General features: G+C 47.1%; 18 protein-coding genes and 1 pseudogene. 6 read left to right on the top strand and 13 right to left on the bottom strand.

The genetic code is table 11. From position 1 onward, the window contains the following. Positions 1 to 100: 100 nt before the first annotated feature. A complete protein-coding gene (locus ACMHKJ_RS10435; protein ID WP_067364129.1) occupies positions 101 to 316 on the bottom strand; it encodes a cold-shock protein in 216 nt (71 codons plus the stop codon). Positions 317 to 1270: 954 nt separating this feature from the next. On the opposite strand from ACMHKJ_RS10435, the gene ACMHKJ_RS10430 reads away from it, so the two are divergent. Then, a complete protein-coding gene (locus ACMHKJ_RS10430) occupies positions 1271 to 2293 on the top strand; it encodes an aldo/keto reductase (RefSeq protein WP_413493717.1) in 1023 nt (340 codons plus the stop codon). 129 nt (positions 2294 to 2422) lie between these two features. On the opposite strand, the pseudogene ACMHKJ_RS10425 reads toward ACMHKJ_RS10430, so the two are convergent. The 9 genes and pseudogenes from ACMHKJ_RS10425 to serC all read right to left on the bottom strand — a co-directional run. Further along, a pseudogene (locus ACMHKJ_RS10425) lies at positions 2423 to 3205 on the bottom strand (transposase family protein); the annotation flags it as partial. Further along, a complete protein-coding gene (gene lpxK, locus ACMHKJ_RS10420; protein WP_413493716.1) occupies positions 3195 to 4193 on the bottom strand; it encodes a tetraacyldisaccharide 4'-kinase in 999 nt (332 codons plus the stop codon). The pseudogene ACMHKJ_RS10425 and the gene lpxK, both read right to left, overlap by 11 nt. Then, positions 4193 to 5938, bottom strand: coding sequence for a lipid A ABC transporter ATP-binding protein/permease MsbA (gene msbA / locus ACMHKJ_RS10415; RefSeq protein WP_413493715.1), 1746 nt, complete (start codon positions 5936 to 5938; stop codon positions 4193 to 4195). Before msbA ends, lpxK begins: the two co-directional genes overlap by 1 nt. A 37-nt stretch (positions 5939 to 5975) precedes the next feature. Continuing rightward, entirely contained in the window at positions 5976 to 8303 is a 2328-nt protein-coding gene (locus ACMHKJ_RS10410) for a DNA internalization-related competence protein ComEC/Rec2 (RefSeq protein WP_413493714.1), read from the bottom strand. Positions 8304 to 8677: 374 nt separating this feature from the next. Then, positions 8678 to 8962, bottom strand: a complete 285-nt coding sequence (gene ihfB, locus ACMHKJ_RS10405; protein WP_004235823.1) for an integration host factor subunit beta — start codon at positions 8960 to 8962, stop codon at positions 8678 to 8680. Positions 8963 to 9025: 63 nt separating this feature from the next. Further along, positions 9026 to 10699 (bottom strand): 30S ribosomal protein S1, encoded by a 1674-nt coding sequence (gene rpsA, locus ACMHKJ_RS10400; protein ID WP_067364135.1) that lies wholly within the window; start codon positions 10697 to 10699, stop codon positions 9026 to 9028. Between the two features lie 226 nt (positions 10700 to 10925). Beyond that, on the bottom strand, positions 10926 to 11615 hold the full coding sequence (gene cmk / locus ACMHKJ_RS10395) for a (d)CMP kinase (protein WP_413493713.1): 690 nt from the start codon (positions 11613 to 11615) through the stop codon (positions 10926 to 10928). A 290-nt stretch (positions 11616 to 11905) separates the two neighbouring features. Further along, positions 11906 to 13186: a 3-phosphoshikimate 1-carboxyvinyltransferase gene (aroA, locus tag ACMHKJ_RS10390; protein ID WP_413493712.1), complete on the bottom strand. Its 1281-nt coding sequence runs from the start codon at positions 13184 to 13186 to the stop codon at positions 11906 to 11908. Positions 13187 to 13274: 88 nt separating this feature from the next. Beyond that, a complete protein-coding gene (gene serC / locus ACMHKJ_RS10385; RefSeq protein ID WP_413493710.1) occupies positions 13275 to 14360 on the bottom strand; it encodes a 3-phosphoserine/phosphohydroxythreonine transaminase in 1086 nt (361 codons plus the stop codon). Positions 14361 to 14846: 486 nt separating this feature from the next. On the opposite strand from serC, the gene ycaO reads away from it, so the two are divergent. The 5 genes from ycaO to ACMHKJ_RS10360 all read left to right on the top strand — a co-directional run bounded on the left by ycaO (position 14847) and on the right by ACMHKJ_RS10360 (position 22284). Continuing rightward, positions 14847 to 16634: a 30S ribosomal protein S12 methylthiotransferase accessory factor YcaO gene (gene ycaO / locus ACMHKJ_RS10380; RefSeq protein WP_413493911.1), complete on the top strand. Its 1788-nt coding sequence runs from the start codon at positions 14847 to 14849 to the stop codon at positions 16632 to 16634. 305 nt (positions 16635 to 16939) lie between these two features. Further along, a complete protein-coding gene (gene focA / locus ACMHKJ_RS10375; RefSeq protein ID WP_413493708.1) occupies positions 16940 to 17800 on the top strand; it encodes a formate transporter FocA in 861 nt (286 codons plus the stop codon). A 54-nt stretch (positions 17801 to 17854) separates the two neighbouring features. Beyond that, positions 17855 to 20137, top strand: coding sequence for a formate C-acetyltransferase (gene pflB / locus ACMHKJ_RS10370; RefSeq protein WP_413493707.1), 2283 nt, complete (start codon positions 17855 to 17857; stop codon positions 20135 to 20137). Positions 20138 to 20241: 104 nt separating this feature from the next. After that, positions 20242 to 20982, top strand: a complete 741-nt coding sequence (gene pflA, locus ACMHKJ_RS10365) for a pyruvate formate lyase 1-activating protein (RefSeq protein ID WP_067364152.1) — start codon at positions 20242 to 20244, stop codon at positions 20980 to 20982. 120 nt (positions 20983 to 21102) lie between these two features. Beyond that, complete coding sequence (locus ACMHKJ_RS10360) at positions 21103 to 22284, top strand: anthrax toxin-like adenylyl cyclase domain-containing protein (RefSeq protein WP_413493705.1); 1182 nt, start codon at positions 21103 to 21105, stop codon at positions 22282 to 22284. Between the two features lie 84 nt (positions 22285 to 22368). Here ACMHKJ_RS10360 and serS read toward each other — a convergent pair whose 3' ends face one another. From serS to lolA, 3 genes are all read right to left on the bottom strand, one after another. Continuing rightward, on the bottom strand, positions 22369 to 23661 hold the full coding sequence (serS, locus tag ACMHKJ_RS10355; protein WP_067364160.1) for a serine--tRNA ligase: 1293 nt from the start codon (positions 23659 to 23661) through the stop codon (positions 22369 to 22371). Positions 23662 to 23875: 214 nt separating this feature from the next. Next, entirely contained in the window at positions 23876 to 25219 is a 1344-nt protein-coding gene (locus tag ACMHKJ_RS10350; protein ID WP_413493703.1) for a replication-associated recombination protein A, read from the bottom strand. A 10-nt stretch (positions 25220 to 25229) separates the two neighbouring features. Next, a complete protein-coding gene (gene lolA / locus ACMHKJ_RS10345) occupies positions 25230 to 25841 on the bottom strand; it encodes an outer membrane lipoprotein chaperone LolA (protein WP_413493701.1) in 612 nt (203 codons plus the stop codon). Positions 25842 to 25866 lie beyond the last annotated feature (25 nt).

Genomic DNA, 25866 nt, shown 5'->3' with positions numbered 1-25866 from the left:
TCTGTTGTTGCGATATCACTGAGATAATCGCGTGTTGTACTGCTTTTTGTTATTGCCTGTTTTTTGTTACAGACATTTTTCTGTTATGGGCTGACCGCGCTTACAGTGCGATCACATCGTTGGCTGCAATACCGTAACTGCCGCGGGTCAGTGAAAATTCAACTTCCTGTCCTTCGCTCAGTAATTTATTACGGGAATTGGCGATCCCTTTGCGGGTAACCCAGATGTCATCACCGCCGTTTACCGGAGAGATGAAACCATAACCTTCTTTTGCATCAAACCATTTGACGCGGCCAAGCTGTAATTGTTTAGACATAGTTAACTCCTTTTATCACCGCAATGAATGATATTCACAGCGGCTATGTCCGCTCTTTTCTGAGCAGGACACTATTTTTTATTATTTTTTATTGTGTTTGCGGCCACTTCCGGAAAGAAGTCAGACCACAAAACATACCGTTTTCCGCGGGATCCGGTCATCCACACCACAAGATTAGCAAGGTGGTGTGAAAAAATTATGACAGCGGAATCAAAAATTAGAGTTACACGCGGATTGGTTGCACAGTGATATATGAAATACACCACAGAAATACAACTTAATGATTAAGCCACATTTACATAAAAAGCACAAGCCCTTTATACCCTTACTCATTACCTAAATGAAATCGATACAATATCCGATGGGCTACAGGTGCCAGTATTAATCCTGAAGTGGTCATAAATACTAAACTGGTGAATGCGCCATAAAAAGCGAAAAAATCTTTCCCGGAATACTTTGTGGAACAATGTAAGGCCCGGGACCATTCACTATAAATGCACTGTTTAATATTACGTCATGCCAATTTATGTTTGGATCAAATGTAATATGACCTCCTATACCCTTATTCATTCAAACTACAGGTTCGTTGGCTGCATCTTGAATGACGTTGGGTATATACCTATTAGCAACGTGATGATAATAGGAATAAATGCATAACTAACATGCAATAGTATTCTTTTTAAGGATGACTTAAACTAAATTAATGACATGTTTTTTGATTCAACCATGGTTATCGTACCCAAAAATGATCTTAATATGGCTATTGTATAATATTATTTGCGTAAATTTGTTCGAAACGCCTCCGCCAATTTCCAAACGAAATGCAACAAAGTGACACACTGGTCGCAAAAAAATATAGGCTTCCGGCGTAGAACCCTAAACAATGGGGTTTTGGTTGATTTTTTATTACGGAAATCTTACCTCATAAATCAGATTAAACAGAGGTACATAAATATGGAATACATCCGCCTTGGTAATAGCAATATTAACGTTTCCCGTATATGCATGGGTTGTATGGGTTTTGGTGACCCCAAAATTGGTCAGCATAGCTGGACTCTCGGAGAAACGGAAAGCAGAAGCATTATCAGTTATGGACTAGAAAACGGTATTAATTTTTATGATACTGCGATTGCCTATCAACTAGGCTCCAGTGAGCGTTATGTTGGTAAAGCACTTCGTGATATGGCTAAACGAGATGAGGTTGTGGTTGCCACTAAATTTCTTCCGCGCACACCAGAACAAATTACTGGTGGTCTGAGTGGACAACAGGCCATTGAGAACTCATTAAACCAAAGTCTGAAAAACCTGGGTATGGATTATATTGACCTCTATATATACCATATATGGGACTATAATACGCCTATTCTTGATGTGCTTGATGCGCTACATCAAGCAGTTCAGTCTGGTAAAGTGCGCGCAATCGGTATTTCTAACTGCTTTGCATGGCAACTGGCCAAAGCCAACGCTCTCGCAGTGCAAGAAGGGCTGACCCCATTTACTTCTGTTCAGAGCCACTATAATCTGATTATGCGCGAAGATGAACGCGAGCTATTCAGTTTGTGCACAGAAGATAATATTGCATTAACACCTTACAGTGCGCTGGCTAGTGGCCGCCTTTCGCGACAGGAAGATACTCAGACAATGCGCTCAGTCAAAGATGATTATGCCAAAGGTAAATATGAAAAAACGGCACAACAGGATCAACTCATCATCAATCGTGTTGCAGAGCTATCGGCTCAGCACGGTGTATCAATGACTGAAATATCACTGGCTTGGCTTCTTACCAAGGTGACTGCGCCCATAGTTGGCGCAACAAAAAAACATCATATCGATGGCGCAGTAAAAGCAGTCAACTTAAAGCTTAGCTCTGACGAAATTCGCTATTTGGAAGAATGTTACCAGCCGCACAACCTGTCCGGAATTATGGCACAAAATAAATTACAGACAAAAGACCAAAAACAAGTATGGTCAAAATAAGACACTTTCCCTAAATAGTCTGCTTAACAACAACCTGACCGCAGTTATATTTTAAACAGAACGAGTTAATATATAAATTCGTTCTGTTTCCTGTTGCACCAATATAATAATGACATTTTAATAGGGTAATTACTTCCTTAAGCTGGCTCTGTATCCCTCAGGATTAGCTAAGACCGGATTTGGACTCGCCGTTTCGGCATTACTTTACTTCTGCTTCGTTTATCTTACCTATTCAGTTCATCCATTTTGTCCTGTACTCGTTTTAATACCGACCACAAGACGTTTCCTATCAACGAGTTACCCATGATCAATACAATCCTGTTTATCGAAAATCTGATAGCGCAATGAACGATGTCCATATTTAAAGGGCTAACGTCCCATCAGGATAGTCATAGACTTTGATGTTTTCGCCGGCAAGGCGAGAATTTTTTTCTGACGGTTCAACAAGATATATCATCTTATCATAGTGAAAAGTGAGTACTTTCGTGAGCTTACGGGTTTCTTGCCACGAAAAAATATCATCGGTTTCTTCTGGATTTTCAGTTACTGCACGATGGAGATTTTTAAGATGTCGAGGGGCGTGAGCAAAGCGTTGATTAAAATCATTCACAAAGGCTTCTAACCATGCATTGGCCCTTCAATGCTGCGAATGCCTTCTGGCCGCATCTCTTTAATCAGGCTGTCTTGGCGCATTTTATTGGCACGTTCGACACGGCCTTTCGCCTGTGGACTGTTTGCACAAATCAGTTCGACACTAATGTCATGAAGAACCCAGCCAAATGGGGTTGTACCTGTTGTGGCGACGTTTGGATGATTAACGCGAAAAACACCGTGTTTATCACTGTAGAATGCGAGAGGTTCTCCACGTTTTTCAATATATTCTCGTGTTGCCGGCATATAATCAAATGACGTTGGGTATATGCTTTTTTATGTGTAATATAACGTTATCTAGGATTTTATTGGCTGCCTCATCAGAAAATTTGGCGCTGACAGGTAAATACCACCAGTCAGTTTCACAAAAGGCAAAACATTTCACTGCATCCTTCTCCGTCATCAGCAATGATTGGCCCGGTTTTACCAGTGCGGACAGCTGATCACGGCTGTACGACTGATGATCAGGAAAAGAAATACATTCAGCGGGTGTTATACCGAGAGACGCCAGGGTACTGAAAAACCGTGGCGGATGACCAATGCCCGCCATCGCCACGCACTCACCAATCTCACTGACCGGTTTGCGTGTGCCGTCAGCCAGATTAACAGCCTCGCCCGGTACCAGAGACATTGCAGCCTCACCCGCAAGTGCGGTGCCGCCGTTGGTTATCACCGCACCGACACTTTTCAGACGTCCGGCACGTTCACGCATGGGACCGGCCGGTAACCACCAGCCGTTACCAAAGCGGCGCTCACCATCAATCACCACAATTTCAACATCACGCTCCAGCGCATAATGCTGCAATCCGTCATCCGTGATAATGACATCCACCGGACTGTGCTGCAAAATCGCATCGATAGCATCTGCCCGCCGTGGTGCCACCGCAACAGGAACCCCGGTGCGCCTGGCAATCAGTACCGGTTCGTCACCCGCTTGTTCGGTTGTGGTTTCCGGCGTGATAAGCAGCGGATAGTTGTCTGACTTTCCTCCGTAGCCACGGGATACCACACCGGGGCGGTATCCGCGGGCAATAAGTTGCTCCGCCAGCCAGACAACCACCGGTGTTTTACCATTACCACCTGCGGTCAGGTTTCCCACCACCACAACCGGTACCGGCATCCGCCGGGATTTTTTCAGCCCGAGACGAAACAACAGACGGCGCAGACCGCTCACCGCACCATACAGAAAAGAGAGAGGTAAAAGCAGCAGATACAGTTTTGAGCGGCCGGACCATATTTTTTCAATCATTACTGACCAAACTGCATATTATAGAGCTGCGCATAGATACCCGGTTGTTTCACCAGTTCAGCATGTGATCCGCGCTCCTGCACTTCGCCATCCTGCACCACCAGAATTTCATCTGCTTTCTCAATGGTTGATAAGCGGTGCGCTATCACCAGACAGGTGCGATCTTTCTGTAATTCATCCAGGGCAGACTGAATCGCACGCTCAGATTCTGTATCCAGTGCTGATGTTGCTTCATCCAGGATAAGGATCGGGGCATCACGCAGCAACGCACGGGCTATCGCAATACGCTGACGCTGTCCGCCGGAAAGCAGTACACCGTTCTCACCGATTTCGGTATCCAGCCCTTTTTCCATTTTTTTGATAAAGTCCATGGCATACGCCATTTCTGCCGCTTTCTCTATCTGTTCACGGCTGTACTTCCCTTCCGTTGCATAAGCGATATTATTCGCCACGGTATCATTGAACAGATGTACATTTTGCGACACCAGCGCCACCTGGCTGCGCAGGGAAGCCAGCGTATAATCGCGGATATCGTTACCATCAATCACAATATGCCCGCTGTCGATTTCATAAAAACGGGTAATCAGATTGGCAATTGTTGATTTTCCGGAGCCTGAACGCCCCACCAGTGCCACTGTTTTACCTTGCGGAATAGTAAATGACACATTTTTAAGTGCGGGGTGTTCTCTTCCCGGGTAAGTGAAAGTGACATCCTCAAATTTCACATCCCCTTTAACTTCTTTCAGCACTTTGGTACCGGTATCTTTTTCCTGCTCCAGATCCAGCAGCGCAAACAGGGTCTGACACGCAGCCATACCGCGCTGAAACTGTGCATTAACATTGGTAAGGGATTTTAACGGGCGCATCAGTGCGACCATCGATGAGAACACGACAGTGATAGAACCGGCGCTCAGCGCATCTTTAATTTCAGGAAAACTGGCGGCAAACAGTACAAATGCCAGTGCAAAAGAGGCAATTATCTGAATAATCGGATCCGCAATAGAAGATGCGGTAACCAGTTTCATTCCCTGGCGGCGCATGTCATTACTGACTTTATCGAAGTGGTCGTTTTCAACTTTTTGCCCGCCGAAAATCAACACTTCTTTATGCCCTTTCAGCATCTGTTCCGCGCTGGCACTCACCTGACCCATTCCGCTTTGCATAGTTTTACTTATTTCACGGAAACGGACAGAGACTTTGCGGATGACCACCGCCACAATCGGGGCGATTACAATCAAAATAAGCGACAGCTGCCAACTGTTATAAAACATCAGTCCGAACAGTGCCGTAATATAAGCACCTTCACGGACAACAGTGACCAGTGCGCCGGAAGAGGAAGAAGCAACCTGCTCTGAATCATAGGTAATACGGGATAACAGTGTCCCGGTGGATTGCTGATCAAAGAAAGGAACCGGCATGCCCATCATGTGACGGAACAGATTACGGCGCATGACCATAACCACTTTGCCTGACACCCAGGAAAGACAATAGCCGGAAATAAAACTCGATGCTCCGCGCACCAGCATCAGCGCAAGGATAATCAGAGGCATCATCCGGAGAAAATCGTTGTCGGCTTTGCCGAAACCTTCATCAAGCAGCGGTTTGAGCAGCGACAGCATGAACGCATCGCCCCCCGCATTTATAACTAACGCAACAGCCGCTACGATGATACCTGATTTAAAAGGTGCAATTGTCGGCCATAACCGGCGGAACGTTTGCCGGGTTGAAATATCAATATCTTTCATTATTGCGTTTACCAATACTAAAAATTAGTTGCCTATATTACCCGTTTATCGGCTGATCACCAAACCATGCACTGAACCAGCGGGCGGACAGATGATGACGATATGTCACCAGCGCTATATCATCATTAAAAAAATGTACAGTGATCTGACCGCTGTGCGCGGTATCGTGCCAGTCCGTGCCGTGATGACGATAGCGGCGCTGTACTTTATCAGAGGGCAGGCGCCACGGGCTATAGCGGGCAACAGAAACCAGTGCAAAACCGGGATTCACCGCACGAATAAAAGATTCTGTTGATGAGGTATTACTGCCATGGTGCGGAACTTGCAGTACAGTGGCTGACAGTCTCTTTTCTGACTTAACCAACTGCATTTCTGCTTGTTTTTCAATATCACCGGTCAGTAAAACCTGATGCTTTCCGTCACTGATGCGGATAACACACGAGCCGTCATTTTTGCTTTTCTGATACTTTCCGTCGGGCCATAACACCTCGAAATATAACGATTGCCAGACCCAGTGCTCTCCCCGTTCACACACCGTATCTGCCCGCGGGATATTGCCTTTTACAGTTGCAGCCGGATAGTGGCGGCGCAATGTTGCCAGCCCGCCGGTGTGATCCTGATGATCGTGGCTGATAATAATCCAGTCCGGTATCAGTCGGTGATACCGCAGATAAGGCAGGATAACCCGTTGAGCATCATCACTGTGCCCCATCCGGTTTCCGGTATCATACACAACCGCCCTGCCTTCTTTTTCGACAACCACCGCCAGCCCGTGCCCGATATCCAGCAATGTCACCGACCAGTCCGGTACCGGTGTTTTCCGCAGATATAAACAACAGCAGATAATCATTCCGGGCAGCAATACCGGATGCTGACGCCGGAGATCCAACCGGATAAAACAGACACTTCCCCACACAATGACTATCCAGAGCAAAGAGACATGCCCGGTTATCAGCCAGAACGGGGACAGAAATGGCAGCGGCCACAATGCCAGCCCGAGAGAATAATCAGCCGCCTGCCAGATAAACCCGGTCACGGTGACCGGCAGAAATAACGCCGCTGTAATAGCGGAAAAAAGCAAAGGTACGGATAGAAAAGAGATAACAGGGATAACCCACAGGTTGCTCAGCAGTGAGAGCAAATTGACACCGCCGAAGAAAAAAGCCTGCACCGGCAGCAAAAGAAAAAATAATCCCCACTGATAGGACAAAAAACCACGGATATTCCGCCAAAAGCGCTCGCGGCGCGTCATCATCCCGGTCGTTGCCTGCCGTACGCCGGTATGGTGCCAGAATAACAGCGCAGTAACGGCAATAAATGACAGCCAGAAACTGGCGGAAAGGATGGTCAGGGGATCGATCAGCAACAACAGTGCCGCGCTGATGAATACAAACTGATACGCAGGTAACACATAGTGCTTCCATCTCATCAGGTGCCACAGCAACAGCACCGTAAGCGCCCGGCAGGCAGGAACAGCAAACCCCGCCAGCCAGACATACACCACTGCCGCACAGACAGAAAATAACACAGGAATAAAATGTGACATCAACCGCTGCGGCAATACCAGTAAGACTATTCGTCCCGCCCACCAGCCCCATAATGCCGCAAGCCCTATATGCAGACCTGAAATTGCCACCACATGAGCAACACCCGTTTCCTGTACCAGAACCCTCTGTTTTGATGTAATTTTCCTGCGTTCGCCGAAGAGCAGGGCCAGCATCAGCCCGCCCTGCGCAAAATTATCTGTCTGCGGGAAATGCTCAGTAATTACCCGCTGGCGCAAATTGCATACTGACGATATTTTCTTACTGCGCCCCGGGGTCAGAGAAAATAAAACCCGCTGTGACAGTGCATACTGTTGCCGGTCAGGTTGTCCTTCATTTAATTGCTTGTGGACAGGCCGTAAAACAGGCCGGAATATACGCCAGACTTCACCGGCACATTCCGGCAAAAATGCGCCTTTTACTTTTATATTGATATAAATATCATCATTAATTTTTTCATCATTGATATTTATAACCCTCCCTTTTACTGAGTAAAAGTCAGTTGTTTTTATAATAACGTCATGAACTACAATATCTATATTTTTCAGGTTTTTATTATCAGATAAAAACAGTGACAATGTATTATTTATCTGAATATTAACTATTAAAAAAATACTTATTATTATTCGTATAAATATACTAATCCGGTTACGGATAAAAAACAGAAAACATAATACGGCTGACAGATACAATAGCTCAATCCGTGACAGTAACCTTGGCAACACCAGTAGCGGGGCATGTCCGACCAGTACAGCGGCGGCAGCCAACCAAAGCGGTAACGGATGTGGAAAAAGGTATTTCAGAGCAACCGAAATGGACATATATCTCACCAAATGTGTAATCAGTATTTATTATGATGAGAATCGTTTTCTTTTTTGTTCATAAAATAAAAAATGAGATCAATCACGAAGTTATATTTTATATATACATAGAATAATGATTTTTATGAGACGACAGTCACAATTATTTATTTAACTGTGATTACATGATGATTTTTAATAGAGTTTTTCAGAAAATAGCATAAGATACTTTTTTATAAAAAAATAATATAAAGTTTTCTTGCCAACACCAGAATTAATTTTTTTTCAATTAATCAATACATCATTAACATTTATATAATAAAAATAATTCAGGAAGATATTTTCCTGAAAAAAAATGACGCCATCGGCGTCATTTTTATTATCTCTGTCAATAATTAAGCATAGATATTCGCGCGGTCACGTAACTCTTTACCCGGTTTGAAGTGTGGAACGTGTTTACCTTCCAATTCAACCTGTTCGCCGGTTTTCGGGTTACGACCAACCCGCGGAGCACGGTAGTGCAGAGAAAAACTGCCGAATCCACGGATTTCAATACGCTCACCGTCAGCGAGAGTATTTGCCATATGCTCAAGGATCTCTTTTACTGCTTCTTCAACAACTTTAGCCGGAAGATGAGATTGTTGGCCTGCCAGCTTCTCAATCAGTTCAGATTTGGTCATATAACCTCCTGGACTACCCTGATTATCATAAAAGCAGACCGCTTGCGCGGCCTGCCCGCTTAATTACTCGCCTTTAGCTGCTTTGAAAGCATCTGCCATAGCGTTGTTGGAGAAGCTGACTTCTTCCTGTTTGTTTACAGTAGCGACAGCGTCTTTTTCATCCGCTTCGTCTTTTGCACGTACAGACAGGTTGATTACACGGTTTTTACGATCAACACCAGTGTATTTTGCTTCAACTTCATCACCAACGTTCAGAACCAGAGTTGCATCTTCAACGCGATCGCGTGATGCTTCTGATGCACGCAGGTAACCTTCAACGCCATCCATCAGCTCAACAGTTGCGCCTTTCGCATCTACTGCAGTTACTTTACCGGTGACAATAGCACCTTTCTTAGTAACAGCGGTGTAGTTGTTGAACGGATCTTCAGCTAATTGCTTAACGCCCAGAGAGATACGCTCACGTTCTGCGTCAACCTGGAGAACAACCGCTGCGATTTCGTCGCCTTTTTTGTATTCACGGACAGCTTCTTCGCCTGTAACGTTCCAGGAGATGTCAGACAGGTGAACCAGACCATCAATGCCGCCATCTAAACCAATGAAGATACCGAAGTCAGTGATTGACTTGATTTTACCTTCAACACGGTCACCTTTATTATGGGTTTCCGCGAATAACTGCCATGGGTTAGATTTGCACTGTTTCAGGCCCAGGGAGATACGACGACGTTCTTCGTCGATGTCCAGAACCATAACTTCAACAACATCACCAACGTTAACAACTTTAGATGGGTGAATGTTCTTGTTAGTCCAATCCATTTCGGATACGTGAACCAGACCTTCAACGCCTTCTTCGATTTCGACGAAGCAGCCGTAGTCAGTCAGGTTGGTCACGCGACCGGTCAGACGGGTACTCTCAGGATAACGCTTAGCGATTGCGACCCAAGGATCTTCGCCCAGCTGTTTCAGGCCCAGAGATACACGGGTACGTTCACGGTCGAATTTCAGCACTTTAACAGTGATTTCATCGCCGACATTCACGATTTCGCTTGGATGTTTAACACGTTTCCATGCCATATCAGTGATGTGCAGCAGACCATCAACGCCACCCAGGTCAACGAATGCACCGTAGTCAGTGAGGTTCTTAACGATACCTTTAACTTCCATGCCTTCCTGGAGGTTTTCCAGCAGCTGATCGCGCTCTGCACTGTTTTCAGATTCGATAACAGCACGACGGGAAACAACAACGTTATTGCGTTTCTGATCCAGCTTGATTACTTTGAACTCAAGCTCTTTGTTTTCCAGATGCGTGGTATCGCGAACAGGACGCACGTCAACCAGTGAACCCGGCAGGAACGCACGAATACCGTTCAGTTCTACAGTGAAGCCGCCTTTAACTTTACCGTTGATAATACCGGTAACAGTTTCAGCTTCTTCATATGCTTTTTCCAGCGTCAGCCATGCTTCATGGCGTTTCGCTTTCTCACGGGACAGAACAGTTTCACCGAAACCGTCTTCTACTGCGTCCAGAGCAACGTCAACTTCATCGCCGACCTGAATTTCCAGTTCACCCTGAGCATTTTTGAACTGTTCAATCGGAATAGCAGATTCTGATTTCAGACCCGCGTCAACCAATACAACGTCTTTATCGATAGCAACAACGGTACCACGGACAATAGCGCCCGGACGAGTTTCGATAACCTGCAGGGATTCTTCAAAGAGTTGAGCAAAAGATTCAGTCATGTTTGATCTTCAAGTGTTTAAGTATTAACGTCCATTTAGCATCCGGCCGAATGGGGTTGTTTCACATACCTTGCAACATTCCTTGTCACAAAGGGGTGGCAGAAAACTGCGTTTTTGCCTTGTTCTCTGCCGATAAAAAACTTCAACTTATCATTATAAACAAAAACGGATGCAGAAACCTACTAAAAAACACAGATTCAGTCAGATTTCCCGCAAATTTTGTTTATCATTCCGCCGCTTCAGCCAGCATAGCCCTCGTATAACAGAGAGCCTCTGCAATAACGTCATCAATTGACATTGTTGTTGAATCAAGAATAAGGGCATCACCCGCTGCGATCAACGGGGCAACTGCGCGGTTGCGATCGCGGTAATCGCGCTCTTCTATCTCCGCCAGAAGGCGGTCAAAATTAACACTAAAGCCCTTGTCCTGCAATTGCTTCATCCGGCGGTGGGCTCGCTCCTGCGCACTGGCATCAAGGAAAATTTTCACCGGCGCATCAGGGAAAACCACAGTGCCCATATCACGTCCGTCGGCTATCAGTCCGGGGGCGACGCGGAATGCCCGCTGACGGCGCAACAGTGCTTCGCGCACACGCGGAAACGCCGCAATCTGAGACGCGGTCATACCGACATCTTCCTGACGGATAGCCCGGCTGACATCTTCACCTTCCAGAATAATCTCAAGACCAGCTTCTTCTGCCAGAAATTTCACATCCAGATTGGCAGCCAGCGGAACGAGTGCATCTTCCGAGGTGATATCAACGTGATGATGAAGTGCCGCAAGTGCCAGAACGCGGTAGATAGCACCGGAGTCCAGTAAATGCCATCCCATTTCGTTTGCCAGTGCCCGGCAAAGGGTTCCTTTACCCGCGCCGCTTGGCCCGTCAATGGTGATAACCGGAACATATACTGCCATGCACACTCTCCTGTCGCAGTCAGGCAGCCATAAAAAACGGCCACTTTAAAAAAGATGACCGCATTATACGCATGACCTGTCGCCGAAGAAACGCCCGCAAGCATATTCCTGCTTTTTTATATACCCTTATTCATTCAAACCGCAGGTTCGTTGGCGGAACGACGCCCGCCGGGTCACATACTGATGTATGCTCCCCGGCAATCGGAGCTTACCGCCTTCCTGCAAATTGAATGATGTTGGGTATATATACGGACTAAGGCAGGTATCCATAATAATTATTCCGGTAAGAATTATTGTTCCGCCAGCATTGCCAGTTCACGGAAGTAGCCCGGAAACGTTTTTGCCGTACAGCCCGGATCTAAAATAGTAACCGGCGTATCTGACAGCGCCACCAGCGAGAAACACATGGCGATGCGGTGATCGTTATAGGTTTCAATTTCAGCGTGGCGCAGTACCGTTGGTGGTGTGACCTGAATATAGTCATTCCCTTCAACAACTTCAGCCCCGATCTTACGCAGCTCAGTTGCCATCGCGCTCAGGCGGTCGGTTTCTTTGACACGCCAGTTATAAATATTGCGGATGGTCGTCGTCCCCTGTGCAAACAGCGCCGTGGTGGCAATAGTCATCGCCGCATCAGGAATGGCATTCATATCCATGTCGATACCATGCAGTGTGTCGCGGGTACATTCTATAAAGGTATCGCCCCATGTGATTTTTGCGCCCATTTTTTCGAGCACCAATGCAAATTGGGTATCACCCTGCAAACTGTCACGCCCGATACCTGTGACCCGCACTGTTCCGCCTTTAATTGCGGCCGCCGCCAGAAAATAAGAGGCTGAGGATGCATCACCTTCAACAAGGTAGTCACCCGGTGAATGATATTGCTGCTGTCCTGTGACCTGAAAACGGGTGTAATTTTCATTAATTACCGTGATACCAAAACGCGCCATCATTGCCAGCGTGATATCAATATAAGGTTTAGAGACCAGATCACCGGTGATACTGATTTCAGTATCCTGTTCAGCCAGCGGAGCCGCCATCAGCAATGCTGTCAGAAACTGACTGGAGACAGAGCCGTCCACACTGATTTTTCCGCCGGTAAACCCTCCGCGGATCCGCAGCGGCGGGTAGTTTTCATTTTCAAGATAGGTTATCAAAGCCCCGCCGTCGCGCAGTGCATCTGTCAGATGACCGATCGGGCGCTCTTTCATACGCGGTTCGCCGGTCAGAATAATGTCATTATCACCAAGACACAGCGCCGCTGCCAGTGGGCGCATAGCCGTACCGGCGTTGCCCAGAAATAATTCATTACCATGAAAACCACTGAGTGGCCCGCCTTGTCCTTCGACAATACATTCGGTTTTGTCATCAGAAAGCTGAAAACGGATCCCCAGCTCACGCAGCGCATTGAGCATGTGACGGATGTCATCACTGTCGAGCAGGTTAATCAGGCGGGTGGTGCCTGTTGCCTGTGCCGCCAACAGCAGTGCCCGGTTGGAGACACTTTTGGAGCCGGGCAGATTGATTGTTCCGTTAATGCGGGCGATGGGTTGTAACGTCAGGGACTCCATATAAAGTCATTCTCCGGGGTGTAAATAAAAAAAGAACAAAACGGACCCGGGCGAAAACCCGGGTCCGATAAAATGTCTGCAAAAAAAATCAGCTGTGGCGACGCTCAAACTCTGCCATAAACTCAACCAGCGCCTTAACACCCTCAAGGGACATCGCATTATAAATGGAGGCACGCATACCGCCGGAAACCCGGTGACCTTTCAGTGAGACCAGCCCCTGCGCCTGTGCTTCTTCAAGGAATTTGCTGTCAAGTGACGGGTCTGCCATCTGGAACGGGACATTCATCAGAGAACGGTTCGCACCGGCAACGCGGTTAATATAGAAATCACTGTGATCCACGGCTTCATAAAGCAATTTTGCTTTTTCATAATTGCGCTGAGCAATTTCCTGTAAGCCGCCCTGCTCAATCAGCCACTTAAAGACCATTCCGGAAAGATACCAGGCAAAGGTCGGCGGCGTGTTGAACATCGAGTCGTTTTCACTCAGTACCGTGTAATCAAGAATGGACGGGGTTTCTTTGCGCGCTTTACCCAGTAAATCCTCACGGATAATCACCAGGGTCAGACCCGCCGGGCCGATATTTTTCTGTGCGCCGGCATAGATAACCCCGAAGCGGCTGACATCCAGCGGTTTGGAGAGGATCGCAGAGGAGTAATCAGCAATCACAATTTTGTCGCCGAAATCCGGCTCTTCATGGATGGCGATACCATCAATGGTTTCATTCGGGCAATAGTGAACATACGCGGCATCATCACTGAGTGCCCATTCACTCATCGGTTTCACACCGATGCCGTCTGCTGTTTCTGTTCTGATATCAATAATATTTGGTGTGCAATATTTTTGTGCTTCTTCTGCCGCACATTCCGCCCAGTAACCGCCGACAATATAGTCTGCCTTCGTGTTCTCACCCAGCAGATTCATCGGCAGTGCGGCAAAATGCCCGCGTGCGCCGCCGTGACAGAACAGGACTTTATAATTATCCGGCACAGCCAGTAACCGGCGCAGATTATTTTCTGCGTCTTTTGCCACTGCCATAAATTCTTTGCTGCGGTGGCTGATTTCCATCACCGAGGTTCCCAGCCCGTTCCAGTTGCACAACTCCTGCTCAGCACGGCGCAGTACTTCAACCGGCAGCATGGCCGGACCGGCGCTAAAATTATATACCTGACTCATTGATCCCACCCTATTTCGTAAATTTATACCCGGTATACCCAATGTCATTCAAGATGCAGGCTTCCCTACGCCAACGAGCCTGCAGTTTGAATAAATAAGGATATTAAGTTCTTCTTGTGAATACGCACTGTCTACCGGTTTTATCATTCCGGAGCTGTTGCTGCAATGCTTATTGCGTGACAACCGGCAAACCCTTTTTGTCATCTTTCAGCATGACAAACTGCTTTTTAGTCAAAACCCGGAATATTATTCAGACTGTTATGGCAATGCGGTGACCGACGACAGTCATATGAGGAAATAACCCGGCGATAACTTTATATTCACAAAGGTAGTTCCCGGCGGAAAAAATCCGTATCATACCCGTATTCATTCAAACTGCAGGTTCGTTGGCGGCATCTTGAATGACGTTGGGTATATATGCCCCTCTCTTCCCCCCTATTCCGTGCATCCGCCACCGGCGGGGCACTAACGCAGATTGTGGATCCCATGACGCAAACAGAAACCCATACCTTTATTCCCGGCAAAGATGCCGCGCTCGAAGACTCTATCAGCCGTTTTCAGCTGAAATTACAGCAACTCGGATTTAATATCGAAGAAGCGTCCTGGCTTAATCCTGTTCCGAATGTCTGGTCAGTGCATATCCGTGATACCGATTGCCCGCTCTGTTTCACCAACGGAAAAGGTGCCACAAAAAAAGCGGCACTGGCTTCTGCACTGGGTGAATACTTTGAGCGCCTGTCCACAAACTATTTCTTTGCCGATTTCTGGCTCGGTGAACAGATTGCAAACAGTGAGTTTGTACATTATCCGAATGAGAAATGGTTTCCGCTGACAGACGACGATTCCCTGCCGGAAGGTATCCTCGATACATACCTGCGTGATTATTATGATCCGGACTGTGATTTACAGGGCGGTCAGTTGGTCGATCTGCAATCCTCCAATGACACCCGCGGGATCTGTGCTCTGCCGTTTACCCGCCAGTCTGACGGGAAAACTATTTATATCCCGATGAATATTGTGGCAAACCTGTATGTCTCCAACGGGATGTCCGCCGGGAATACCCGTAATGAAGCACGGGTACAGGGATTGTCTGAAATCTTTGAGCGTTATGTTAAAAACCGCATTATTACAGAGCGCATCAGTTTACCTGCTATCCCGCAAGATGTTCTCGCGCGCTACCCGCAGGTTGTTGAATCCGTCAGTACCCTGGAAAATGAAGGCTTCCCGATTTTCTGTTTCGACGCTTCTCTCGGCGGCCAGTATCCGGTTATTTGCGTGGTTCTGTTCAATCCGGCAAACGGCACCTGTTTTGCCTCTTTCGGTGCTCATCCGGACTTTGGCGTGGCACTGGAGCGGACCGTTACCGAGCTGTTGCAGGGACGCGGGCTGAAAGACCTGGATGTCTTTACCGCACCAACTTTTGATGATGAAGAAGTGGGCGATCAGACTAACCTGGAAACCCATTTTATCGACTCCAGCGGTCTTATCAGCTGGGATCTGTTTAAGCAGGATGCGGATTACGATTTCGCTGACTGGCAGTTTTCCGGCACCACCGAAGAAGAGTTTGCCACACTGATGGATATTTTCCGCTCTGTCGGCCGCGACGTGTATATCGCCGATTATGAACATCTGGGTGTGTATGCCTGCCGCATTCTTGTGCCGGGCATGTCTGATATTTATCCGGTTGACGATTTGCACATGGCAAACAATGCGATGGGTATCCATTTGCGTGAAACCTTCCTGGCGCTGCCGGAAAGCAGCTGGCAGCCGGATGACTATCTCTCTTTACTGGCACAGCTGGATGAAGAAGGACACGATGATTATACCCGCGTCCGTGAATTACTGGGTATTGCCACCGGCAAAGATAACGGCTGGTCAACCCTGCGCGTCGGGGAGCTGAAATCGATGCTCGCACTGGCAGGCGGTAATACAGATCTGGCGCTGGTCTGGGTTGAATGGACACAGGATTTCAATTCCGGCGGTCTGAGTGCTGCACGCAGCAATTATTACCGTTGTCTGCATACTCTGCTGCTGCTAACACAGGAGCCTGAGCGTGATACTGCACAATATTTACCGGCTTTTGCCCGGATGTATGGTCAGGAAACACTGGATGCTGCATTAAATGCCATGCACGGAAAGAATTGTTTTTATGGTTTGTGTGCATCAGATAATAATTTAACTGCATTTACAGCGCATAAATCTCTGTTAGCGGCTTATGAAAAACTGCAAAAAGCGAAATCGCATTTTTGGCTAAATAACAAAAATACGAATTAATCATCATAAATGGAATGAATCGTAAATATTAGGTTAATTTGTTCGTTTTAAGTAACACAAACACGACAAGTTAACCTATTATTTTACTTTTATTAAAACTAAAACAAAAAATAAAAATTTATTACAAAATTTAAAATATTGTTTTTTATTTTAAATCATAAGGTTACCTATAAAACTCAACTTTTCTAAGGGAATTTGACGATTCTCTTGAATGGCTTTATGATCCACATCAAGTTTTAATATTTACCCCTTTGTTACTATCATTGCGTGCTATAATCATTGGAATCAAAGAGACAGTTAGCATTATGAAAACTGATACCCTTTTTAATTTATTATCTCCTGCCGAAATGGCACATGTTGCAGACGACGTCGGTGTCTATAAAGCAACCAAAGCACCGTCCATCACTTATTTATCTGCATTTATGGCAGGCATTTTCATCTCAGTCGGTTTCGTCTTCTATATTACCACCACGACCGGAACGGCGGGTGTTATCCCCTTCGGTGTCGCAAAATTTCTTGGTGGTCTTTGTTTCGCACTTGGTCTGATGCTGGTTGTCGTTTGTGGTGCTGACTTATTTACCTCAACCGTACTTACCATCGTTGCAAAAGCAACCGGCCGCATAACGTGGGGTCAGATGCTGGCTAACTGGACCCGGGTGTATTTCGGCAACCTGGCTGGTGCCCTCTTTTTCGTCGCGCTCATTTGGTTTGCCGGACAGCATATGGCAGCTAACGGGCTGTGGGGATTGAATATCCTGCAAACAGCAGATCACAAGCTTCATCACACATTTATTGAAGCTGTCTGTCTCGGGATTCTGGCAAACCTGATGGTTTGTCTGGCGGTATGGATGAGCTACGCAGGCCGTAGTCTGACCGATAAAATTTTGGTACTTCTGTTCCCTATCGGTATGTTTGTTGCCAGCGGGTTTGAGCATAGTATCGCCAATATGTTTATGATCCCTCTGGGGATTATCATCAAAAATTTTGCACCTTCTGAATTCTGGTCTATGGTTGGTTCGTCGCCGGAACAGTTTCCGTCACTGACTATCTCTGATTTTGTCATTGATAATCTGATTCCGGTTACTATCGGTAACATCATTGGTGGTGCAATTTTAGTAGGTCTGACTTATTGGCTGATTCATTTGCGCGGTGAGCAAAAGCACTAGTCTCTGCTTATCACGACTGAATTTCTAAGTTCCATTGTTAAAAGGTAAAGTATCATGTCAGAATTAAATGAAAAATTCGCTTCAGCATGGCAAGGCTTTAACACAGGTGATTGGTCACAGGAAGTAAACGTCCGTGACTTCATCCAGAAAAACTACACCCCATTTGAAGGCGATGAGTCTTTCTTAGCTGGTGCTACAGATGCAACTACTGCTCTGTGGACTTCAGTTATGGAAGGCATCAAAATCGAAAACAGTACCCACGCCCCTGTCGATTTTGATACTGATATGCCGTCTACTATCACTTCCCACGATGCCGGTTATATCAACAAAGATTTAGAAAAAGTTGTTGGTCTGCAGACTGAGAAACCTCTGAAACGTGCAATGCTGCCGTTTGGTGGTATTCGTATGATCGAAAGTTCATGCCACGCCTATGGCCGTGAACTGAACCCGCAGATCGAAACAATCTTTACTGATTACCGTAAAACGCACAACCAGGGCGTGTTCGACGTTTATACTCCGGACATCGTTCGCTGCCGTAAATCAGGTGTTCTGACCGGTCTGCCTGATGCATACGGCCGTGGTCGTATCATTGGTGACTACCGTCGTGTTGCACTGTACGGTATCGACTACCTGATGAAAGACAAATTCGCACAGTTTACTTCTCTGCAAGCCAGATTAGAAAGCGGCGAAAACCTGCGTGATACCATTCAGCTGCGTGAAGAAATCGCTGAACAGCACCGTGCATTAGGCCAGATGAAAAAAATGGCTGCTAAATACGGTATGGATATCTCTGTTCCTGCTGCGAATGCGCAAGAAGCTGCACAGTGGACTTACTTCGGCTACCTGGCTGCTGTTAAGTCTCAGAACGGTGCTGCAATGTCCTTCGGTCGTGTTTCCACATTCCTGGATGTCTACATTCAGCGTGACCTGGAACAAGGCAAAATCACTGAAGTTGAAGCTCAGGAAATCGTTGACCACCTGATCATGAAACTGCGTATGGTCCGCTTCCTGCGTACCCCTGAATACGATGAACTGTTCTCAGGTGACCCAATCTGGGCAACTGAATCATTAGCAGGTATGGGCACAGATGGCCGTACTCTGGTAACGAAAAACAGCTTCCGTTTCCTGAATACCCTGTACACCATGGGTCCTTCACCAGAGCCTAACATGACCATCCTGTGGTCAGAGCGTCTGCCGCTGAACTTCAAACGTTTCGCAGCGAAAGTGTCTATCGATACCTCTTCTGTACAGTATGAGAACGATGACCTGATGCGTCCTGACTTTGACAACGATGACTACGCTATCGCATGTTGCGTAAGCCCGATGATCGTTGGTAAACAAATGCAGTTCTTCGGCGCCCGTGCAAACATGGCTAAAACCCTGCTGTACGCAATAAATGGCGGTGTTGACGAAAAACTGAAAATCCAGGTTGGTCCTAAACACGAACCAATTCATACAGATGTTCTGGATTATGATGTTGTTATGGCGCGTCTGGACGAGTTCATGGACTGGCTGGCAACTAACTATGTCACCGCTCTGAACTGCATCCACTACATGCACGACAAATACAGCTACGAAGCAGCGCTGATGGCTCTGCATGACCGTGATGTATATCGTACAATGGCATGTGGTATCGCTGGTCTGTCTGTTGCAGCTGACTCACTGTCTGCTATCAAATATGCGAAAGTAAGCCCGATCATTGACGAAAGCGGCCTGGCTGTTGACTTCAAAATTGACGGTGAATATCCGCAGTTTGGTAACAACGACTCACGCGTTGATGACATCGCATGTGACATCGTTGAACGTTTCATGAAGAAAATTCAGAAACACCACATGTACCGTAACGCGGTTCCGACTCAGTCAATTCTGACTATCACATCTAACGTTGTGTATGGTAAGAAAACCGGTAACACCCCTGATGGTCGTCGCTCAGGCGCGCCATTCGGACCAGGTGCTAACCCAATGCACGGTCGTGACCAGAAAGGTGCTGTTGCCTCTCTGACTTCAGTTGCAAAACTGCCGTTTGCTTACGCGAAAGATGGTATCTCTTATACCTTCTCTATCGTACCAAACGCATTAGGTAAAGATGACGATGTTCGTCGTACAAACCTGGCCGGCCTGATGGATGGTTATTTCCACCACGAATCAAGCGTCGAAGGTGGCCAGCATCTGAACGTGAACGTAATGAACCGTGAAATGCTGTTAGAAGCCATGGAAAATCCTGAGAAATATCCTCAGCTGACCATCCGTGTATCTGGTTATGCAGTTCGTTTCAACTCACTGACCAAAGAACAGCAGAAAGACGTTATTACCCGTACATTCACAAAATCCATGTAATTTGTGCGGTAACCATTTGCTGTCTTATTAAAATAACATAAACTAAAAGGCCCCTCTGTTTCGGGGCCTTTATTATAACTGGTCAGTTTTGGAGTAATCCTGTCATGTCTGTACTTGGTCGAATTCACTCTTTCGAATCCTGCGGCACCGTTGATGGTCCGGGGATCCGCTTTATCATCTTCTTTCAGGGCTGTCTGATGCGCTGCCTGTATTGCCATAACCGCGATACCTGGGACTTGCATGGTGGTCAGGAAGTGACTGTTGACGAGTTAATGAAAGAAGCTACCACTTACCGTCATTTTATGAACGCTTCCGGCGGCGGCGTAACCGCATCCGGTGGTGAAGCAATATTGCAGGCTGAATTTGTACGTGACTGGTTCCGTGCCTGTAAAAAAGAAGGTATCCACACCTGTCTGGATACCAACGGATTTGTTCGTCGTTACGATCCTGTAATCGACGAATTAATGGAAGTGACTGACCTGGTCATGCTGGATTTAAAACAACTCGATGACAGCATTCACCAGAACTTAGTCGGTGTTTCCAACCACCGCACACTACAGTTCGCCCGTTATCTGGCTGAACGCAATCAGAAAACCTGGATCCGTTACGTTGTCGTGCCGGGCTGGTCTGATGATGAACATTCCGCCCATCTTCTCGGCGATTTCACCAAAGATATGAAAAATATTGAGAAGATCGAATTATTGCCTTACCACGAATTAGGTAAGCATAAGTGGACAGCAATGAATGAAGAATACAAACTTGATGGTGTAAACCCGCCGTCAAAAGAGACCATGGAAAAAGTAAAATCTATCCTCGAAAGCTATGGTCACAAAGTGATGTATTAAGTTCTTACTCTTTTTTAACAGCACACCCCGGTGTGCTGTTTTTGTTTGTGGTTGTTTTATAAATTCTTTTTCCCGTTATTTTTTTATCCTGAGCGACCGTTAAGACAAAGGATAATAAAAATGCGCATAAATAGTTCACATACACTTCCCCGCATAACCCTTTCTCCCCGCAAAATTTACCCTCAGGCCGAGAATAATACTGTCATGAAAGAGAGTTCGCGACCCGGAATACCCGGCATTGAAACGGAACATACACAGGTGATAAATCTGACCGGGCTTGCAGAAGAGCATTTGCAACCATTGCAGGCATTAGCTGAAAAAGAACAACTCGTTATCAGTTTTCGTCCGGTTGAACAGGTGGCGACCGGTCTTATCAGCGCAGGTTATCCGACTAAAGATTTCAGTATTAAAGGAAAAAGCTCAAATTGGGGACCGATGGCAGGTTTCATTCCCGTTGACCAGTTTTACAGCAAATTATGCGGACAAAAACATAAAACGGAGATAATGAATAAAAAAGTAGCGCAATGTATTGAACAGGGACATGCCGGGACGCAGCATCTGCGGCTCTCTGAGAGCAGGATAAATGAACTGGTTGCAACCGGGTTACTTATCCGGCATCAACCGGATGCACAAGGTAATATAATTCTGGATGCAGTATCACCCCACGGACATCATCACCCGTTTACAGCAAAACCGGAGCCTGACGGACAATTTCTTATTTATAATACAAAAAAAGAGATGCCGGTCATAGTACTTAGCGCCCCTGACATCAATATGCCTTTAACCGCCGATTATGACCTGATGATTGTCGCACCACGCACAGAAGACTTCGGTGGTCAGGATATCGCACAGAATCCGGATGTCAGTGCAGACGCTTTTGCAGAAAAACGCCCTTATCTGCTGCGCCGGGGATCAACAACAGAAACTATCCACCGCGAACTGCTCAGACGAGAAGATCCAAAGCTCGGTAATAGTACCCCGAGAATTGCGGCTCTTATTCAGCAAATTAATACCGCGCTTAACCGGACAAAAGGTACAGAGGTTGTGCATCACAGCATGGATGCCACAAATCCCGGTTCTGATATGAGTACTAATTTTCCTGTGACGTTTTTCTTACCCGAATCGGTTGCCGGATTACCACAGATACTGCTGGCACAGGATATTGAGGGTTTACGATTCATCATACACACCCTGGAGTGTAACGGATTTATGGTGCCGCATAATCCGCTGTGGAGTGATGATTTTTCGTCACTGCGCAGAGAAAGTTTTGAAGCCACACGACGGTTATTTAATACATTGTAATTGAGCATATCCGTTTATAATAAAAATCCCGCTGGTTTTTACCGGCGGGATTTTTTATGCATCTGGCAACGTAACCGGGTGTAATCAGCCGATATGTGTCAGACCTTTCATGTACGGACGCAGTGCTTCAGGAACTTCAATACGGCCATCAGCCTGCTGATAGTTTTCCATGATAGCAACCAGAGTACGACCAACTGCCAGGCCGGAACCATTCAGAGTATGAACCAGCTGCGTTTTCTTATCTTCTTTACTGCGAAAACGTGCCTGCATACGGCGGGACTGGAAGTCACGGCAGTTTGAGCAGGAAGAAATTTCACGGTACGTATTCTGTGCCGGTACCCAGACTTCCAGGTCATAAGTCTTACTGGAGCCAAAGCCGATATCACCGGTGCAAAGCAGTACTTTGCGATATGGCAGATTCAGTAACTGAAGAACTTTTTCTGCATGACCGGTTAATTCTTCCAGTGCTTCCATCGATTTTTCAGGATGCACAATTTGAACCAGTTCAACTTTATCAAACTGGTGCATACGGATAAGACCACGGGTATCACGACCATACGAACCGGCTTCAGAGCGGAAGCAAGGGGTATGAGCGGTCATACGCATCGGCAGATCAGCTTCATCCAGAATTTCATCACGAACCAGGTTAGTCACCGGGACTTCCGCCGTCGGGATCAAGGCATAGCTGCTGGTTTCAGATTCTTCTTCCAGTGGCTTGGTATGAAATAAATCACCGGCGAATTTCGGCAGCTGACCTGTTCCGTACAGTGTGTCCTGATTGACCAGGTACGGCACATAGATTTCCTGGTAGCCATGCTGTTCAGTATGCAGATCCAGCATAAACTGAGCGATAGCACGGTGCATGCGGGCAATCTGGCCTTTCATGACCACAAAACGTGCGCCGGTCAGTTTTACCGCAGCAGGGAAATCCAGTCCGCCCGTCAGTTCACCCAGAGCAACGTGATCGCGGACTTCAAAATCATACTGCTTAGGTTCACCCCAGCGGCTGACTTCAAGGTTTTCGCTGTCATCTTTACCCATCGGAACGACGTCATCCGGAATATTCGGGATATTCAGGGAAATAGTGCGTATCGCGCCCTGCACTTCATCAAGCTCAGATTTGGCGGCATCCAGCTTTGCCCCCAGCTGATTCACATCCAGCCGCAGCGACTCAATATCTTCACCGCGCGCCTTCGCCTCACCAATGGACTTCGATCGGGAGTTACGGTCAGCCTGTAAGGTTTCAGTCTCAACTTGTAAAACTTTGCGGCGCTCTTCAAGAGTGCGCAGCGTGTCCACATCCAGGGTAAAACCCCTGCGAGCCAGCTTTTCGGCAACCGCGTTCAGCTCATTACGCAGTAAATTTGGATCGAGCATGCTATTCCTGTGCTTGTTGTTATTAACGTGAGTGTTAGTAACTAAAGTGCAACTAATAAAATATAATTAAATAATCATTAGTGCAGCTGTTATTAACGCGACAATGAAATGCTTTAATACTCTCTGCCGCCCGCTGAATATGCCGGATGAACATGTTGTGTGTTTTAAAGCATTTACCCATTTTGACAATTAATACCTTACCGCAACCGTGGCATTAACGGTAGCGTTTTATCGGGCTATTTTGATCCTGCTCAGCAAGCCAGGTGAGTTTCTCACCAATTTTACTTTCCATTCCCCGGTTTGCCGGAAAATAGTAGCGGGTATCCCGCATTTCAGCCGGAAAATAGACCTCTCCGGCGGCATACGCATTGGTTTCATCATGAGCGTAGCGGTACTCTTTGCCCAGCCCCATCTCTTTCATCAGTTTTGTCGGCGCATTGCGCAGATGCTCAGGCACATCATAATCGCGCCCCTCTTTTGCATCCCGCATTGCGGCTTTAAATGCACTGTAAACGGCATTGCTTTTCGGCGCACAGGCAAGATAAACAATCGCCTGTGCGATCGCCCGCTCGCCTTCGGCAGGGCCAACACGGGTAAAACAGTCCCACGCAGAAACCGCTACCTGCATCGCGCGCGGATCAGCATTTCCCACATCTTCAGAGGCAATGGCCAGCAGACGCCGCGCCACATAGAGCGGATCGCCACCGGCGGTAATAATCCGCGCATACCAGTAAAGTGCCGCATCCGGCGCTGAACCGCGTACGGATTTATGCAGTGCCGAGATAAGATCGTAATAACGATCACCATTTTTATCAAAACGCGCACTGCGCTCACCGCTGACTTCTTTCAGCAGTTCAGTGGTCAGTATGCGCTTACCGTCAGCACTGACCTCCGCCATATCTGCCATCATTTCCAGCACATTGAGTGAACGGCGGGCATCCCCGCTTACCAGTTCAGCAAGCAGTGTCCGGGTTTCATCCGGCAGAATAATTTGTTGCCCGCCGAGACCGTGCTCAGAATCATTCAGCGCCTGAATCAGAACGCTTTCGATATCTTCCGGTGTCAGGGATTTCAGCAGATAAACACGGGCGCGGGACAGCAGTGCAGAATTAAGTTCAAACGAGGGATTTTCGGTGGTGGCACCAATAAAGGTGACTGTTCCGTCTTCAATATGGGGCAGAAAGGCATCCTGCTGGCTTTTATTGAAGCGGTGAACCTCATCCACAAACAAGATGGTGCGCCGTCCCAGATTACGATTCTGACGCGCACGTTCAATGGCTTCGCGGATCTCTTTCACTCCGGACGTTACCGCCGACAGGCGTTCAATATCTGCATCTGCGTAATGACCAATCACTTCTGCCAGCGTTGTTTTACCGGTGCCGGGCGGCCCCCACAGGATCATGGAATGAAGTTGTCCGGCGCGGATAGCGCGCGGCAGAGGTTTTCCCTCCGCCAGCAGGTGTGTCTGTCCGATATACTGTTCCAGCGTCTCCGGCCGCATCCTGGCGGCCAGAGGCTGATAGTCATTTTTGGAAAAATCGAGCGAAAAGTTAGTCACTGACGCCTCATTATTGACGCTGATCGTCCAGTGTAACTCCCTCCGGCAGTGTAAAGGTGAATTTACTCATATTCACGTCTGTACTCTGCTGACCTTTGAGCTGATAGGTACTTTTCTGACCATCCTGCTCAACGGCGGCAAACTGCTGAATGGTGCCTTCCGGAGTTACGGTGATAGTAAACACTTTCAGATTGCCGTTATTTACTTTCGGCTTCAGTTCAAAACTGTCACCACGCTGACTTACCATGTATTGCTGCCAGTCTGACGGGTCATTGCGGGTGATCAACATAAACGGGGTATTCTGTGTGGCATCTTTGAGCCGGGTGGCAGTCGCCTGCTCAACAAACGGGTTATAAAACCACAGCGTTTTACCGTCAGAAACCAGCACGCTCTCATCCGGCGGGCTCATCTGCCAGTTAAACAGGTTCGGACGTTTTACCCACAGATCGCCAGTGCCTTCCTGAACAAGCGCACCATCTGCATCAGTGACTTTCTGCGAAAAATTCGCGTGAAAACTGTTCACTTTTCCTAAACGCGTCTGAAGATCACTGCGGGTATCGGCATGTGCCGCACTGACTGATAATCCTGCCAGCAGGCAGGTTGTGATAAACACCTTTTTCATGTGTGTATTCCTGATGATGCGTTTG

It is taken from the genome of Morganella psychrotolerans, assembly GCF_965118875.1.
In the GTDB taxonomy this organism is placed as follows: domain Bacteria; phylum Pseudomonadota; class Gammaproteobacteria; order Enterobacterales; family Enterobacteriaceae; genus Morganella; species Morganella psychrotolerans_C.
This window is presented reverse-complemented; position numbering and strand designations above follow the sequence as displayed.

Coding starts and splice junctions, on each gene's coding strand:
- ACMHKJ_RS10435 (WP_067364129.1), bottom strand. CDS start 316: ATGTCTAAACAATTACAGCTTGGCCGCGTCAAATGGTTTGATGCAAAA.
- ACMHKJ_RS10430 (WP_413493717.1), top strand. CDS start 1,271: ATGGAATACATCCGCCTTGGTAATAGCAATATTAACGTTTCCCGTATA.
- lpxK (WP_413493716.1), bottom strand. CDS start 4,193: ATGATTGAAAAAATATGGTCCGGCCGCTCAAAACTGTATCTGCTGCTT.
- msbA (WP_413493715.1), bottom strand. CDS start 5,938: ATGAAAGATATTGATATTTCAACCCGGCAAACGTTCCGCCGGTTATGG.
- ACMHKJ_RS10410 (WP_413493714.1), bottom strand. CDS start 8,303: ATGTCCATTTCGGTTGCTCTGAAATACCTTTTTCCACATCCGTTACCG.
- ihfB (WP_004235823.1), bottom strand. CDS start 8,962: ATGACCAAATCTGAACTGATTGAGAAGCTGGCAGGCCAACAATCTCAT.
- rpsA (WP_067364135.1), bottom strand. CDS start 10,699: ATGACTGAATCTTTTGCTCAACTCTTTGAAGAATCCCTGCAGGTTATC.
- cmk (WP_413493713.1), bottom strand. CDS start 11,615: ATGGCAGTATATGTTCCGGTTATCACCATTGACGGGCCAAGCGGCGCG.
- aroA (WP_413493712.1), bottom strand. CDS start 13,186: ATGGAGTCCCTGACGTTACAACCCATCGCCCGCATTAACGGAACAATC.
- serC (WP_413493710.1), bottom strand. CDS start 14,360: ATGAGTCAGGTATATAATTTTAGCGCCGGTCCGGCCATGCTGCCGGTT.
- ycaO (WP_413493911.1), top strand. CDS start 14,847: ATGACGCAAACAGAAACCCATACCTTTATTCCCGGCAAAGATGCCGCG.
- focA (WP_413493708.1), top strand. CDS start 16,940: ATGAAAACTGATACCCTTTTTAATTTATTATCTCCTGCCGAAATGGCA.
- pflB (WP_413493707.1), top strand. CDS start 17,855: ATGTCAGAATTAAATGAAAAATTCGCTTCAGCATGGCAAGGCTTTAAC.
- pflA (WP_067364152.1), top strand. CDS start 20,242: ATGTCTGTACTTGGTCGAATTCACTCTTTCGAATCCTGCGGCACCGTT.
- ACMHKJ_RS10360 (WP_413493705.1), top strand. CDS start 21,103: ATGCGCATAAATAGTTCACATACACTTCCCCGCATAACCCTTTCTCCC.
- serS (WP_067364160.1), bottom strand. CDS start 23,661: ATGCTCGATCCAAATTTACTGCGTAATGAGCTGAACGCGGTTGCCGAA.
- lolA (WP_413493701.1), bottom strand. CDS start 25,841: ATGAAAAAGGTGTTTATCACAACCTGCCTGCTGGCAGGATTATCAGTC.